Below are 14031 nucleotides of genomic sequence, written 5' to 3'. Positions count from 1 at the left end.
CCCGGCGGGCTAGGCTCACCACCATGTCTCGAATCGACGGCCGAACCCCCGCACAGCTGCGTCCCGTCACCCTCCAGCGCGGCTGGAGCAAGCATGCCGAGGGCTCCGTCCTCGTCTCCTTCGGCGACACCAGAGTCCTGTGCAACGCCTCCGTCACCGAGGGCGTCCCGCGCTGGCGCAAGGGCAGCGGGGAGGGGTGGGTCACCGCCGAGTACGCCATGCTGCCGCGGGCCACCAACACCCGGGGCGACCGCGAGTCGGTGCGCGGCAAGATCGGCGGGCGCACCCATGAGATCAGCCGCCTCATCGGGCGTTCGCTGCGCGCGGTCATCGACTACAAGGCGCTCGGCGAGAACACCGTGGTCCTCGACTGCGACGTCCTCCAGGCCGACGGCGGCACCCGCACCGCCGCCATCACCGGCGCCTATGTCGCCCTCGCCGACGCCCTCACCTGGGCCCAGGGCAGGAAGCTCGTCAAGCCCGGCCGCAAGCCGCTGACCGGGACCGTGAGCGCGGTCAGCGTCGGCATCGTCGGCCAGGTGCCGCTGCTCGACCTCTGCTACGAGGAGGACGTGCGCGCCGAGACCGACATGAACGTGGTCTGCACCGGCGACGGCCGCTTCGTCGAGGTCCAGGGCACCGCCGAGGCCGAGCCCTTCGCCCGCGAGGAGCTGGACGCCCTCCTCGACCTCGCCGTCACCGGCTGCGGCGAACTCGCCGCCCTCCAGCAGGCGGCACTGGAGCAGACCGCGGGCTGAACCCTCCGGCGGGGCGGGCCGGGTCACCCAACACCCCGGGCACGCCGCCCACTTGGGCAAACGCGCCCCGCGCGCGCCGCCGCCGGGCGGGCCCTCGGTGAGAGAGCCGTCACACCCGTATGCGCAAACGGTAAAGAAGCAACCAAGAAGCACCCCTCCGCGTTTCTACTGGTGCGGGCGCGACGCTCCGGCGAAGCGCCCGCACCATGACTCTCGGGAGGGACCGCCGACATGGCCACGCGCCGCCGCACCATCACCGCCGCCGCAGTTCTCGCGAGCGTGGCACTGCTCGCCCCCGCCGCCGTCGGCTGCAGCGCCCTCGACAAGGCGCTGGACTGCGTGCAGACCGCCGATGCCATCGCCGACAGCGTCACCGCGCTCCAACAGGCCGTCGAGAACGCCTCCGACAACCCCGCCCAGGCGGACGAGGCCCTCGACGACATCGACAAGAACCTCGACGAGATCGGCGACAAGACCGACAACACCGACGTCAACAAGGCCGTCGACGACCTCGACCGGGCGGTCACCAACGTCCGTACGGCGCTGAAGAACGGCGACGAGACCCCGGACATCAGCCCCGTCACGGACGCCGCGGGCGAGCTGACCAAGGTCTGCACCCCCTGAACCCGCCCGGGCCCGGCTCGGGTGGGGGAGCACCCGGGCCGCCCGCGATACTGGGCGCATGACCCGCCTGATCCTTGCCACCCGCAACGCCGGAAAGATCACCGAGCTGAGGGCGATCCTCGCCGCCGCCGGACTCCCGCACGAACTCCTCGGCGCCGAGGACTACCCGGACATCCCCGACGTCAAGGAGACCGGCGTCACCTTCGCCGAGAACGCTCTGCTCAAGGCGCACGCCCTCGCCCGCGCGACCGGGCTGCCCGCCGTCGCCGACGACTCCGGGCTCTGCGTCGACGTCCTCGGCGGCGCCCCCGGCATCTTCTCCGCCCGCTGGGCGGGGCGGCACGGCGACGACCGGGCCAACCTGGAGCTCCTGCTCGCCCAGCTCTCCGACATCGACATGCCGCACCGCGGCGCCCACTTCGCCTGCGCCGCCGCCCTCGCCCTGCCGGACGGCACCGAGCGGGTGGTCGAGGGCCGCCTGACCGGCACCCTGCGCCGCTCCCCGCACGGCACCGGCGGCTTCGGCTACGACCCCGTCCTCCAGCCCGAGGGCGAGAGCCGCACCTGTGCCGAGCTGAGCCCCGAGGAGAAGAACGCGATCAGCCACCGCGGCAAGGCCTTCCGCGCTCTGGTGCCGGTGGTACGGGAGCTGGTCGGCGCCTGAGAGCCCGGCCCGCAGACGCGGGGCGTACGCACAGGGGTCCGTGTCCCGCGGCGCGGAACACGGACCCCTCACGGTGCGGCGGAAGGGATTCGAACCCTCAAGCCCCTGGGGGCCACAGGACCTAAACCTGCTGCGTCGCCGACTGCGCCACCGCCGCCAGTCGCCGGGACATCGTACTGGCCCGGGCCCCCGGCACTCCACCGCGTTGCCCGGCCTCAGAACCGCGGCACCGGCGCCTTCGACTCCACCAGCGCGGCGGCCTCCTCGTCGGTGGCCACCGCGGGCGGCGAACCGGCCAGCGGCCGGCGGGCGGTCTCCTTCATGGCGGCGACCGAGGCCACCCCGACCAGGGCGGCGGCCATGGCGTAGTACGCGGGCATCATGTCGGTGCCGGTGACGCTGATCAGGGCCGTGACGACCAGGGGTGTGGTGCCGCCGAAGAGGGAGGCGGAGAGGTTGTAGCCGACGGAGAGCGAGCCGTAGCGGACGTCGGTGGGGAAGAGGGCGGGCAGCGCCGCGGACATGGTGCCGAGCAGGCAGACCAGGCTGAAGCCGAGCAGCAGCATCCCGCCCGAGACGGCGAGCACGCTGCCCTGGTGCAGCAGCAGGAAGGCCGGGGCCGACAGCACGAGGAAGCCGAGCATCCCGGCCATCAGCAGCGGCTTGCGGCCGATCCGGTCGGAGAGCCTGCCGACCTGGTTGATGACCAGGAGCAGCACCGCCATGGTGCCGATGAGCAGCAGCAGCCCGTGGCTCTCGTCGTAGTCGAGTTCGTCGGTGAGATAGGTCGGCATGTACGAGAGCAGCGTGTAGTTGGTGACGTTGTACGCGCCGACCAGGCAGACGCAGAGCACCAGCGTCGGCCAGTGGTCGCGGAAGATCTTGGCGAGGTCGCCCTTGGCGGTGGTCTCGACGTGCGCGGCCTCCGAGGCGCTGTGCGTGGACTCGTCCTCCAGCTTCTGGAAGGCCGGGGTCTCGTCCAGCCGCAGCCGCAGATAGAGCCCGACCAGGCCGAGCGGACCGGCGACCAGGAAGGGCACCCGCCAGCCCCAGGACTCCATGCCGCCGTCGCCGAGCAGGGCGGTGAGGATCGTGACCAGGCCGGCGGCGCCGATGTATCCGGCGAGGGTGCCGAATTCGAGGAAGCTGCCGAAGAATCCGCGGCGCTTGTCGGGGGCGTATTCGGCGATGAAGGTGGAGGCGCCGCCGTATTCGCCGCCGGTGGAGAAACCCTGGATCAGGCGGAAGAGGATGAGCAGCGCCGGGGCCCAGAATCCGATGGTCGCGTACGACGGAATGAGGCCGATGGCGAAGGTGCCGATCGCCATCAGGATCATCGTGAGGGCGAGCACCTTCTTGCGGCCGATCTTGTCGCCCATGGGCCCGAAGAACATTCCGCCGAGCGGCCGCACCAGGAAGCTGACGGCGAAGGTGGCGAACGAGGAGATGAGCTGTGCCGTGTCGTTTCCGCTGGGAAAGAAGACGTGCCCGATGGTGACCGCGAGATAGCTGTAGATGCCGAAGTCGAACCACTCCATGGCATTGCCGAGCGCGGCGGCCTTCACGGCGCGCTTGACGGCGGCCTCGTCGGTGACGGTGATGTCGGTGCGGCGCAGCGGCGGGTTCCGGCGGCGTTTGACGGCGCGGAAGAGGGTGCGGTGGCGCTTGAGCGCCGCCGGATCGCCTGCTTCTTCCAGACCGTTGACCGCCATCGATGAATCCCTTCGTCCGCCGCCGGGGTTCCAGGGCAGTCTTCTTCCGCGCTCAGGCGGACGCAAACGAGGGGCGGGCGGCGCGGATTCCCCTGGACGGCCGAGGGCCCCCGCTCCCGCGGAGGCCCTCGGTGCTGCGGCGGTCCGGCATGTCACCGGCCCGGCCTGGGGGTTCTACGGTCCATCGGCGCGGCGGGCTCAGTCGGCGGCGATGCCGAGGTCCTTGAGGATTTTCGCCACATGGCCGGTCGCGCGGACGTTGTAGAGGGCGCGCTCGACCTTTCCGTCCTCGTCCACGACCACGGTGGAACGGATGACTCCGGTGACCGTCTTCCCGTACAGCTTCTTCTCGCCGAAGGCGCCGTAGGCGGTGAGCACGGACTTGTCGGGGTCGGCCAGCAGGGTGACTTTCAGGTTCTCCTTCTCGCGGAATTTCGCGAGCTTCTCCGGCTTGTCGGGGGAGATGCCGAGGACGTCGTAGCCGGATTCCGCGAGGAGTTCGAGGTTGTCGGTGAAGTCGCAGGCCTGCTTGGTGCAGCCGGGGGTGAGGGCGGCCGGGTAGAAGTACACGATCGTCTTGCGGCCCCGGTGGTCGGCCAGGGACACGCTCTTGCCGTCGGCGTCGGGCAGGGTGAAGGCCGGGGCGGTGTCGCCGGTGGTGAGGCGCTCGCTCATGGGTCGTACTCCTCGCGAAGCGGGGTTTCAGGTCCCCGGGGCTGGTTACGCGTCGAGGGTACGCCGGGCATTCAGGGGTGCCGTGGGGTGCGGCGGCGGTGGAGCTGACAGACTGTTGGGAAGAGAACTTTCGGACAACGACCACGGAGGCAGCCCGGTGTCGGACGCCAGGACTCCCACGCAGATCGAGGCGGACATCGAGCAGCGTCGGGTGACGCTCGCCGAGACGCTCGACGAGATCGGTGTGCGAGTGCACCCGAAGACCATCATCGGCGACGCCAAGGCCTCGTTCGCGGCCCGCGTCGACCACACCCTCGGCCGCGCGTACGTGACCGCGAACCGCGTGGTGTCCTCGGTGCGCGGCCAGTTCGTCTCGGAGGAGGGCGCCCCGCGCCTGGAGCGGGTGATCCCGGCGGCGGTGGTCGTGGTCGGGCTGACCTCGCTGGTCGTCGTGCGCCGCGGCAGGCGTTGACCCGCGCGGTCCCGGCGGGGTCCGGACAGGTAGGTTGCGGGGCGTGAGCGAGAAGAGCCAGGACGACAAACTCCCCATCCGGATGCTGCACGACCGCGTGCTCGTGCGGCAGGACACCGCCGAGGGCGAGCGGCGCTCCGGCGGCGGCATCCTGATCCCCGCCACCGCGGCGGTGGGCCGGCGCCTCGCCTGGGCCGAGGTCGTCGCCGTCGGGCAGAACGTCCGCACCGTGGAGGCCGGGGACCGGGTGCTCTTCGACCCGGAGGACCGCGCCGAGGTCGAGGTGCGCGGGGTCGGCTATGTGCTGATGCGCGAGCGCGACCTGCACGCGGTGGCCGCCGACCGCTTCGAGGGCTCCCAGGACTCGACGGGGCTCTATCTGTGAGCCGTACGGGGCCCTGTCTGTGAGCCGCGGGGTCCCAGAGGGAGCCGTACGGCGTTCCTGAAGGCGCCTCCTCCCGGGGTCCGGAGGCGGACCGCGAGCGTGGCCGCCACGGCCCAAGTGGCATACGGGGCCGGTGAGTTGCTCACCGGCCCCGTCGCCGTGCCCGGGCCCGCCCGGTCGTCAGCGCAGCCGCTCCGGGCGCCAGAAGGGCTCGGAGCCGCCCGCCGGGCTCTCGGGTGACGGCCGCTCGCCGCTGCCGGCCTCGTCCCGCGGTTCGCCGTACTCCTGGCTGGGTTCCGCGGTGCCGGGGTCGTCCGTGCCGGGGTCGTCCGTGCCGGGGTCCTCGGTGCCGGGCTCCCGGGTGCCCTCCTCCGGCTCCTCGCCGTCGCCGTACCCGTCCTCGCGGCCGTTCTCCTCGCCCTCCTCGCTGGGGGAGGCGGAGGCGCTCCCGGAGTCCGAGGGGTCGGGCTTGGTGGCGCCCGGGGCCAGGCGCAGGTCGAAGGCCTTGGCGGGGCGGCCTTCGAGGGCGGCCTCGGTGAACTGGCCCCAGATGGCGGCCGGGTAGCCGCCGCCGTTGATCCGGGCCTGGCCCAGCGCCCCGTACAGCGGGGTGTGCGAGCCCGAGACGGGGTTCTGGCCCATGACGGTGATCACGGTGGCCAGGTCGGGGGTGTACCCGGCGAACCAGGCCGCGGTGTCCTCCTCCGCGGTGCCGGTCTTGCCCGCGGCGGGGCGGCCCGCGCTCTGCGCCGCGGTGCCGGTGCCGCCCTCGACGACGCCGCGCAGCACCGCGGTGGTGGTGTCGGCGGAGGCCCGGCTGACCGCCTGCCGGGACGCGTGCCGGGCCGGTTCGCGGGTCTTCTCGCCCTTCTTGGCGACCTTGGTGACCAGGGTGTACGGGTGGTGCTCGCCGTGGTCGGCGAGGGTCGCGTAGGCCTGGGCGAGGTCGAGCGGGCTCGCGGTGGCGGTGCCGAGCGCGAGGGAGGGCGAGGCCGTGAGGTCGGGGGTGGTGCGCGGGATGCCGAGCGCGACGGCGGTGTCGAGGACCTTCTGCGGCCCGACGTCGGCGGCCATCTGCGCGTAGACGGCGTTGACGGACTTGTCGGTGGCCTGCTTCACGGAGAGCTGTCCGTAGGACTTCTTGTCCTCGTTCTCGGGCGCGTAGCGCTCGCCGCTCCAGCCCTGGACGGTGCGCGAGCTGGTGCCGTCGTACTTGGTGTGCGGGCCGATCCGGCGGCCGTCCTGGGTGCGCGAGCGGTGCTCGACGGCCGCGGTGAAGACGAAGGGCTTGAAGGAGGAGCCGACCTGGTAGTCGCGCCGGGTGGCGTTGTTGACGTACTGCTTCGTGTAGTCGACCCCGCCGTACATCGCCACCACATCGCCGTCGGCGGGGTCGAGGGCGACGCCGCCCGCGCGGACGTTGCGGTCCTCGGGCCGGTCGCTGTCGCGCAGCGAGAGCAGCTGCTCGTCGACGGCCTCGGTGAGGGCGTTCTGCTTGCCCCGCTGGAGCGTGGTGGTGATCCGGTGGCCGCCGGTGGCCAGCTCCTTCTCGCCGATGATGCCGTTGCTCTGCAGGTACTCCTTGACCGCCCGCACGATGTAGCCGCGCTGGCCCGCCATCCCGGTGCCGATGGTGTTCTTCGCCCGGTGCGGCACCGGGAAGGTGAGCCCGGCGCGCTCGGTGCGGCTGAGCCACTTCTGCTGGACCATGCCGTCGAGCACGTAGTTCCAGCGGGCCACCGCGCGGCGGGTGTTCTCCGGGTGCGCGACGACGTCGTAGACGCTGGGGGCGTTCAGCAGGGAGGCGAGGTAGGCGCCCTGGGCGGTGGTCAGATGGGCGGCGTCGACGCCGTAGTAGGCCTGGGCGGCGGCCTGGATGCCGTAGGCATTGCGGCCGAAGAAGCTGGTGTTCAGATAGCCCTGGAGGATCTCCTGCTTGCTCTGCTCCCGGTCGAGCTTGATGGAGATGAAGAACTCCTTGAACTTGCGGGTGACGGTCTGCTCCTGGCCCAGGTAGTAGTTCTTCACGTACTGCTGGGTGATGGTGGAGCCGGACTGGCGGCCCTTGCCGGTGGCGGTGTTCCAGGCCGCGCGCACCATCGCCTGGGGGTCGACCGCCGACTCCTCGTAGAAGTCGCGGTCCTCGGCGGCGAGCACGCTGTGCTGGACGTGCTCGGGTACCTGGCCGAGCGGGATGTTCTCGCGGTTGACGTCGCCGTCGCGGGCGAGCTGGCTGCCGTCGGCGTAGAGGTAGACATTGCTCTCGGCGGTGGCGTTGGCGTTGGCGTCCGGGATGTCGACCGTGAGGTAGCCGGTCAGGAAGCCCGCGACGCCGAGCAGGATCACGCCGATGAAGCCGCCGAGGACGAGGCGCAGGCTGGGCAGGAAGCGCCGCCAGCCGGTACGGGTCCTTCGGCCGCGGCCCGCGGCCGGTCTCCCGGGTCCGGCCCCGTCGTCCGCGGCGGTGCGGGGGGTCCAGCCCGGCGCGTCCCCCGGTGCCCCGCCCGGTGCCCCCGTCGTCTCGCGCCTCTCGCGGTGCTGCGGCTCGTCGTCGCCCATGTCGCACTGAACTCCCGATTGCCGGTTCTGCGCTGTATGTCTCTTACGCACCTCTGGGGACACTCTCGCACCGCGGCTCCCGGCCCGCGTTCCGGAGGGCGCCGCTCGGGCGCTCCCGGGAAAAAACACGTGGCGGCCGGGGAGGGGCGGGGCTAGGCTCGGGCGCTTTGGTGCCGAACGGCCGGTGGCGGCGGGGTGAGGGGGCGTGGTGACAGGGTCGGTCCGGCTCTACGGCGCGGTGGCGCGCGGGAGCTTCCGGCGGCATGCGACCTATCGGACGGCGACGGCGGCGGGGGTGTTCACCAACACCGTCTTCGGCCTGATCCTCGCCTACACCTATCTCGCCCTCTGGGACCAGCGCCCCGGCCTCGGCGGCTACGACCAGGCGCAGGCCCTGACGTACGTCTGGCTGGGCCAGTCGCTGCACATGGTGATGGCGGTGCTCGGCGGCGGCTTCGAGGACGAGCTGATCGAGCGGATCCGCAGCGGGGACGTGGCGATCGACCTGTACCGGCCCGCCGACCTCCAACTGTGGTGGCTGGCCGGGGACCTGGGCCGGGGCCTGTTCCACCTGCTCGCCCGGGGCCTGGTGCCGATGCTCTTCGGCGCCCTCGTCTTCGACCTGGCGCTCCCGGCGGATCCGCTGCGCTGGCTGGCCTTCCTGGGCGCGGCGCTGCTCGGGCTCCTGGTGAGCTTCGCGATCCGGTTCCTGGTGGCGCTCTCCGCCTTCTGGCTGATGGACGGCGCCGGGGTCGCCCAGATGGCCTGGCTGACGGGCATCTTCTTCTCCGGCATGCTGCTTCCGCTGAACGTGTTCCCCGGACTGCTCGGCGAGATCGCCCGGCTGCTGCCCTGGGCCTCGCTGATGCAGCTGCCCGCGGACGTCCTGCTCGGCGAACGCACCGGCGCCGCCCTGCTCTCCGGCTACGCCTTCCAGCTCGGCTGGGCGGCGGCCCTGCTCACCCTGGGGCGGCTGCTCCAGACGGTGGCGACGCGGCGGGTGGTGGTGCAGGGTGGCTGAGTCCGTCGAGTACGCGGGGTCCGCCGCGTCCGCTGGGTCTGCCGCGTCCGCCGGGTCCCTTGAGCCCGGGGAGCCCCTGGACTTCGGCGAGTCCGCGGGGGAGTCCGGTCGGGGCGCCCGGCTGCTCCAGGGCCTGCGCGCCTACGGCCTGATCTGCGCGATGTGGATCCGCTCCACCATGGCCTACCGGGCCTCCTTCGCGATGACCCTCTTCGGCAACTTCGCCGCGACCGCCCTCGACTTCGTCGCCATCCTGCTGATGTTCTCGCAGGTCGACCGGCTCGGCGGCTACCAACTGCCCGAGGTGGCCCTGCTCTACGGCAGCGCCGGGACCGCCTTCGGCATCGCGGACCTGCTGCTCGGCTCCATGGACCGGCTCGGGCGCCGGGTGCGCGACGGCACCCTGGACACCCTGCTGGTGCGGCCGGTGCCGGTGCTCGCCCAGGTGGCCGCCGACCGCTTCGCGCTGCGGCGGCTCGGCCGGATCACCCAGGGACTGCTGATCCTCGGCTACGCCCTCTGGGTCCTGGACGTGGACTGGTCCCCGCTGAAGGTGCTCATGGTGCCGCTGATGCTGCTGAGCGGGGCGGTCATCTTCGGGGCGGTGTTCGTCTGCGGGGCGGCCTTCCAGTTCCTCGCGCAGGACGCCGCCGAGGTGCAGAACTCCTTCACCTACGGCGGGGTCACCCTGCTCCAGTACCCGCCGACCGTCTTCGGCAAGGACCTGCTGCGCTCGGTGACCTGCGTGGTGCCGCTCGCCTTCGTGAGCTGGCTGCCCGCGCTGTACATCCTCGGCCGGGACTACCCCCTCGGGCTGCCCGGCTGGCTCGCCTTCACCCCGCCGCTCGTCGCCCTCGCCTGCTGCGCGCCGGCGGGACTCGCCTGGCGCGCGGGCCTTGCCTCGTACCGCAGTACCGGGAGTTGAGAACCAGATGACCGCCGAAGCCGCGCACGGGCCCCAGGCCGCCCCGCCACCCGCCACCGACCCGGCACCGAGCGCCGCCCCCGCCGCCGCCCCCGCCCTCATCCGGCTCGACGGCGTGGAGAAGGTCTTCGAGGTGCGGCGCAGGAACGGGCGGCGGCTGCGGCGGGAGAAGCAGGAGGTACGGGCGGTCGACTCGCTCAGCTTCGAGGTCGCGCGCGGGGAGATGGTCGGCTACATCGGCCCGAACGGCGCGGGCAAGTCCACCACCATCAAGATGCTGACCGGCATCCTCACCCCGAGCGGCGGGCGGCTGCGCGTCGCCGGTATCGACCCGGCCCGGGAGCGCACCCGCCTGGCCCGCCGCATCGGCGTCGTCTTCGGCCAGCGCACCACCCTCTGGTGGGACCTGCCGCTGCTCGACTCGTACCGCCTGATGCACCGGATGTACCGCATCCCGGACGCGCGCTACCGGGAGAACCTCGACCGCTGCGTCGAACTCCTCGAACTGGGCGCCCTTCTTGACACCCCCGTCCGGCAGCTCTCGCTCGGCCAGCGGATGCGCGGGGACATCGCCGCGGCCCTGCTGCACGACCCGGAGATCCTCTACCTGGACGAGCCCACCATCGGCCTCGACGTGCTCTCCAAGGCCCGGGTACGCGCCTTCCTGAAGGACCTCAACACCGCACGCGGCACCACGGTCCTGCTCACCACCCACGACCTCACCGACATCGAGCAGCTCTGCCACCGGGTGATGGTCATCGACCACGGCCGCCTGATGTACGACGGGGCGCTCGCCGGTCTGCACGAGGCGGGGGAGAGCGAGCGGATGCTCGTCGTCGACCTGGAGCGCGAACTCCCGCCGCTCCAGATCGCCTCGGCACGGGTGGTGCGCACCGAGGGCCCGCGCCAGTGGCTCGCCTTCCCGGCCGCGCAGTCCGCGGCCCCGCTGGTCGCCGAGGTGGCCGCCCGCTACCCGCTGCTCGACCTCTCGGTGCGCGAGCCCGACATCGAGGCCGTCATCGCCCGGATGTACGCGGGCAGGGCGACCTCGTAGGCTGCCCCCCATGAGCGACGACCTCCCCGAACTGCGTGCCTCCGACGCCGACCGCGACCGGGTCGCCGAGATCCTGCGGGAGGCGGTCGCCGAGGGGCGGCTCGACATGGAGGAGTTCGACGAACGCCTCGACGCGGTCTACCGGGCGCGCACCTACGGGGAGTTGGCCCCGCTGACCCGCGATCTGCCGGGCGCCGGGGCGGTCGCGCCCGCCAAGGCGCCGGGTGCCGGAGCCGAGCGCCCGGACGGGGAGGTGCACTGGCCCGACCGGATCGGCGGCGCGCCCACCTCCAAGGGCGCCTTCGCCTTCTGGAGCGGTTTCAGCCGCAAGGGCCGGTGGACGGTGCCCCGGGTGTTCACCGCCTTCGCCGTCTGGGGCGGCGGCGAGATCGACCTGCGCGAGGCCGACTTCGAGGCGGACGAGGCGGTCATCCGCTGCTTCACGGTCATGGGCGGCGTCCATGTGACCGTCCCGCCCGAACTGACCGTACGCGTCACGGGAATCGGCATCATGGGCGGCTTCGGCGACGCCGCCGGGGGCCAGGGCACCCCGGGCTCCCCGCAGGTCACGGTCACCGGCTTCTCCCTGATGGGCGGCGTCGGCGTGGAACGCAAGCTCCGCCGCGCCGAGAAGCTCCGGCTGCGCGAGGAGCGCCGCGCCGAGCGCCTGGACCGCCGCGAGGCCCGCCGCGCCGAACTGGACGACCGCCACGCCCGGCCCGACGACCGCCATCCCCAACTGGAGGGCCGCCGCGCCGACTTGGAGAAGGACCGTACGGACCGCCGAGCCGACCTGGACAAGGACCGCGGGGACCGGCGCGACCGCCGCCGGGACGGCTGAGGAGAGCAGGGGCCGGTCCGGGACCCGGCAACCACCCGGTCGGGGGCTCTACAACCACCCGTCGAGCGCGGCGAGGAAACCGTCCACGTCGTCGTTGTGGATGTTGTGGCCCGCCCCGGCCACCACTCGTACCTCATAACCCTCGGTACGCAGCTGTCCGGCGAGCGCCTCGTCGATCATCGGCTGCCGGTCACCGGCCAGTACGAGCGAGGGGCCGGGCGGCGGTGCCGTCCGCCGCCCCGGGTACTCCCGGGCCACCTCCACGGTCGCCGGGTCCCAGCGGGACAGCCCCCGGTGCTTCTCCCGGACCGCCTGCTCCGGCCACCCCGGGTGGAAGGCGGCCAGCCGCTCCCGGGTCCAGCCGCGCTGGGAGTCGAGGAAGGCGGCCACCTCGGGGCCGGGCGGCGCGCCCCACGGCGGGTCCTCGTAGACGGCACGGGCGGGCCGGAGGCGATCCACCGCGTAGGCGAGCACGGTGCCGCCCAGCGAGTGGCCGATGGCGAGCTCCGGCCCCCGGGGGACCGACGCGGCCAGCGCCTCGCCCATCGCGCGCAGGGTGTACGCGCCGCGGGGGCTGTCGCCGTGCCCCGGCAGGTCGGGGGCGAGCACCCGGTAGCCCCGCTCGGCCAGTTCGGGACCGACCCGCCACCACGAGCCCGCGTCCGTCGTCATCCCGTGGACGAGCACGGTCACCCGCTCGCCCCGCCCCCACTCCTGTACGTGCAGCCTGCTCACGCCGTCGTCCTCCGCTCCGCGTCTCCGCTCATCCGCTTGTTCCGCGTGCCCGCTCGTCGGGGTGTTTCGCGTGCCCGCGTGCCCGGGCGGTCCGGACAGCGCGTCCGCAGCCGTGCGGGTCGGGGCCGGTCCGGTCTCAGCCGTGCCGGTCCGATCGGAGCCGTGCCGGTCCGGTCAGAGCCGCGCCGGTTCCGTCCCCTTGCGCAGCTGGGCCAGGTTGAAGGACTGGGCCATCCGCTGGTAGCCCTCGTCGCTGAGGTGCAGGTGGTCGCCGCTGTCGTACTCGGGGCGCAGCCGCCGCCAGTCGTAGGGGTCCCGCACGGCCTTGTCGAAGTCGACGTAGGTGTCGAAGACGCGGCCGGAGCGGATCTCGTTGTTGAGGCCCCGGCGGGTGTTCTCCAGGGTGTCCTGGTAGCCGCGGTGGCCCTTGAAGGGCATCAGGGTCGCGCCGATCACCCGAAGCCCGCGCTCGCGCGCCTTGCGGGTCAACTCCCGCAGGCCCTCGGCCATCCGGGCCGGGTCGGTCTCGTGCGGGGTGCGCAGGATGTCGTTGACGCCGAGGACGATGACCACGGCCCTGGCGCCGCTGCGGCCGAGCACGTCCCGCTCGAAGCGGGAGAGGCCGCTCGGGTTGAAGGAGGGGCGCCCGAGGCCGTCCGTGAGGATCCGGTTGCCGCTGATGCCCTGGTTGACGACGCCGTAGCGCGGGGCGCCGTTCTCGGTGCGCAGCCGCTCGGCGAGGAAGTCGGTCCAGCGGTGGTTGGCGTCCGGGGTGGAGCTGATGCCGTCGGTGAGCGAGTCGCCGAGGACGACCACGGTGCCGTTGGCGGTCTGGGTCAGCACGTCGAGCGCGGTGACGTACCGCCAGTGGTCGGTGCGCGCGGTGTACGGGGCGCCGTTCGGGTTCTCCGTGTGGTCGCCGCGGGCCGCGAAGGAGGTCTGCCGGGCGTGCGGGTGGTAGGTCACCGGACCGGCGGGGGCGGGCGAGTAGGTGCTGACGAGGACGTCGGCGTCGTGCGGGACGGCGAGCCGCACCGGGTCGGTGACCACCTGGCGGCCGACCGGGATGACGAACCGGGGGCTGCCGCGGAAGGTGAGGCGGCGCATGGTGCCGGGGGCGGCGGTCGCGGAGTCCGGGCCCGCGGCGAGCGCGAGCGAGGCGTGCGAGATCGTCAGCGGGCCGCGGCCGAAGAGGTTCGAGAGGGTGACCCGGGCGCCGGAGCCGCCGACGCTGGTGTGCACGAGGTTGCGCAGCGAGGTGCCGGCCAGCCCGCGGACCGCGGTGCCGGGCTCGCCGCCCACCGGCGAGGCGGACCAACTGCTCACCCAGGAGGCCGTGGAGGCGGGCGCGGCCGGGTTCTTCGCGCCGCCGCCCGAACCGGCCAGGGTGTCCCGGTCGCCGTCCGCGCTCCTGGAGACGCCGAGGTAGATGGCCGTCGAGACGACGATCACGACGGCGACGATGGCGGCGAGCGAGGCATAACCGTGGCGCCTGGTCATGCGGTGCGGTCTCCTCGGGCAGGGGAGCGGGTGCTCCGGTGCGGTGGTGGTGCACCGGGCCCGCGGGGGCGGCGGTGCGGGGGCGAAGTGCCTGAGCCCCAGGGCC

General features: G+C 72.9%; 14 protein-coding genes and 1 tRNA gene. 9 read left to right on the top strand and 6 right to left on the bottom strand.

Going from position 1 to position 14031, the window contains the following annotated elements; genetic code table 11:
• Nucleotides 1-23 precede the first annotated feature (23 nt).
• From rph to rdgB, 3 genes are all read left to right on the top strand, one after another.
• On the top strand, nucleotides 24-758 hold the full coding sequence (rph, locus tag MID12_RS10270; protein WP_263166336.1) for a ribonuclease PH: 735 nt from the start codon (nucleotides 24-26) through the stop codon (nucleotides 756-758).
• 231 nt (nucleotides 759-989) lie between these two features.
• A complete protein-coding gene (locus MID12_RS10265; protein ID WP_263166333.1) occupies nucleotides 990-1382 on the top strand; it encodes a hypothetical protein in 393 nt (130 codons plus the stop codon).
• A gap of 58 nt (nucleotides 1383-1440) precedes the next feature.
• The gene (rdgB, locus tag MID12_RS10260; RefSeq protein WP_040249136.1) at nucleotides 1441-2046 is read left to right on the top strand and encodes an RdgB/HAM1 family non-canonical purine NTP pyrophosphatase; all 606 of its coding nucleotides are present in this window, start codon (nucleotides 1441-1443) and stop codon (nucleotides 2044-2046) included.
• Between the two features lie 74 nt (nucleotides 2047-2120).
• Here the strand turns inward: rdgB and MID12_RS10255 are convergent.
• The 3 genes from MID12_RS10255 to bcp all read right to left on the bottom strand — a co-directional run bounded on the left by MID12_RS10255 (nucleotide 2121) and on the right by bcp (nucleotide 4433).
• Nucleotides 2121-2203, bottom strand: a tRNA-Leu gene (locus MID12_RS10255).
• Nucleotides 2204-2261: 58 nt separating this feature from the next.
• Complete coding sequence (proP, locus tag MID12_RS10250) at nucleotides 2262-3758, bottom strand: glycine betaine/L-proline transporter ProP (protein WP_263166330.1); 1497 nt, start codon at nucleotides 3756-3758, stop codon at nucleotides 2262-2264.
• A 198-nt stretch (nucleotides 3759-3956) separates the two neighbouring features.
• The gene (bcp, locus tag MID12_RS10245) at nucleotides 3957-4433 is read right to left on the bottom strand and encodes a thioredoxin-dependent thiol peroxidase (RefSeq protein ID WP_040249131.1); all 477 of its coding nucleotides are present in this window, start codon (nucleotides 4431-4433) and stop codon (nucleotides 3957-3959) included.
• 157 nt (nucleotides 4434-4590) lie between these two features.
• Here bcp and MID12_RS10240 point away from each other — a divergent pair, with 157 nt between their 5' ends.
• On the top strand, nucleotides 4591-4905 hold the full coding sequence (locus MID12_RS10240; protein ID WP_040249128.1) for a DUF3618 domain-containing protein: 315 nt from the start codon (nucleotides 4591-4593) through the stop codon (nucleotides 4903-4905).
• A gap of 43 nt (nucleotides 4906-4948) precedes the next feature.
• Entirely contained in the window at nucleotides 4949-5290 is a 342-nt protein-coding gene (locus tag MID12_RS10235) for a GroES family chaperonin (protein WP_040249125.1), read from the top strand.
• 180 nt (nucleotides 5291-5470) lie between these two features.
• Here the strand turns inward: MID12_RS10235 and MID12_RS10230 are convergent, their stop codons facing one another.
• The gene (locus MID12_RS10230) at nucleotides 5471-7849 is read right to left on the bottom strand and encodes a transglycosylase domain-containing protein (RefSeq protein ID WP_263166327.1); all 2379 of its coding nucleotides are present in this window, start codon (nucleotides 7847-7849) and stop codon (nucleotides 5471-5473) included.
• Nucleotides 7850-8057: 208 nt separating this feature from the next.
• On the opposite strand from MID12_RS10230, the gene MID12_RS10225 reads away from it, so the two are divergent.
• The 4 genes from MID12_RS10225 (at nucleotide 8058) to MID12_RS10210 (ending at nucleotide 11690) form a co-directional block, all read left to right on the top strand.
• Nucleotides 8058-8870, top strand: coding sequence for an ABC transporter permease (locus MID12_RS10225; RefSeq protein ID WP_040256775.1), 813 nt, complete (start codon nucleotides 8058-8060; stop codon nucleotides 8868-8870).
• A 76-nt stretch (nucleotides 8871-8946) separates the two neighbouring features.
• A complete protein-coding gene (locus MID12_RS10220; RefSeq protein WP_052483107.1) occupies nucleotides 8947-9795 on the top strand; it encodes an ABC transporter permease in 849 nt (282 codons plus the stop codon).
• Between the two features lie 7 nt (nucleotides 9796-9802).
• Nucleotides 9803-10849: an ATP-binding cassette domain-containing protein gene (locus MID12_RS10215; RefSeq protein ID WP_263166325.1), complete on the top strand. Its 1047-nt coding sequence runs from the start codon at nucleotides 9803-9805 to the stop codon at nucleotides 10847-10849.
• Nucleotides 10850-10859: 10 nt separating this feature from the next.
• Nucleotides 10860-11690, top strand: a complete 831-nt coding sequence (locus MID12_RS10210; RefSeq protein WP_040249123.1) for a DUF1707 domain-containing protein — start codon at nucleotides 10860-10862, stop codon at nucleotides 11688-11690.
• 48 nt (nucleotides 11691-11738) lie between these two features.
• Here MID12_RS10210 and MID12_RS10205 read toward each other — a convergent pair whose 3' ends face one another.
• The gene (locus tag MID12_RS10205) at nucleotides 11739-12425 is read right to left on the bottom strand and encodes an alpha/beta fold hydrolase (RefSeq protein ID WP_263166322.1); all 687 of its coding nucleotides are present in this window, start codon (nucleotides 12423-12425) and stop codon (nucleotides 11739-11741) included.
• A 174-nt stretch (nucleotides 12426-12599) separates the two neighbouring features.
• Complete coding sequence (locus MID12_RS10200) at nucleotides 12600-13925, bottom strand: SGNH/GDSL hydrolase family protein (protein ID WP_040249115.1); 1326 nt, start codon at nucleotides 13923-13925, stop codon at nucleotides 12600-12602.
• Nucleotides 13926-14031: the final 106 nt, after the last annotated feature.

The sequence above is a fragment of the Streptomyces sp. SCSIO ZS0520 genome (assembly GCF_025643355.1).
Lineage (GTDB): Bacteria > Actinomycetota > Actinomycetes > Streptomycetales > Streptomycetaceae > Streptomyces > Streptomyces physcomitrii.
Note: the sequence above shows the minus strand (reverse complement) of the source record. Positions and strands in the feature narration are given on the sequence as shown.

Excerpts from the sequence above, each read along its gene's own strand:
- MID12_RS10230 (WP_263166327.1), bottom strand. The coding sequence starts at position 7,849 with ATGGGCGACGACGAGCCGCAGCACCGCGAGAGGCGCGAGACGACGGGG.
- MID12_RS10210 (WP_040249123.1), top strand. The coding sequence starts at position 10,860 with ATGAGCGACGACCTCCCCGAACTGCGTGCCTCCGACGCCGACCGCGAC.
- rdgB (WP_040249136.1), top strand. The coding sequence starts at position 1,441 with ATGACCCGCCTGATCCTTGCCACCCGCAACGCCGGAAAGATCACCGAG.
- MID12_RS10215 (WP_263166325.1), top strand. The coding sequence starts at position 9,803 with ATGACCGCCGAAGCCGCGCACGGGCCCCAGGCCGCCCCGCCACCCGCC.
- MID12_RS10200 (WP_040249115.1), bottom strand. The coding sequence starts at position 13,925 with ATGACCAGGCGCCACGGTTATGCCTCGCTCGCCGCCATCGTCGCCGTC.
- bcp (WP_040249131.1), bottom strand. The coding sequence starts at position 4,433 with ATGAGCGAGCGCCTCACCACCGGCGACACCGCCCCGGCCTTCACCCTG.
- MID12_RS10265 (WP_263166333.1), top strand. The coding sequence starts at position 990 with ATGGCCACGCGCCGCCGCACCATCACCGCCGCCGCAGTTCTCGCGAGC.
- rph (WP_263166336.1), top strand. The coding sequence starts at position 24 with ATGTCTCGAATCGACGGCCGAACCCCCGCACAGCTGCGTCCCGTCACC.
- proP (WP_263166330.1), bottom strand. The coding sequence starts at position 3,758 with ATGGCGGTCAACGGTCTGGAAGAAGCAGGCGATCCGGCGGCGCTCAAG.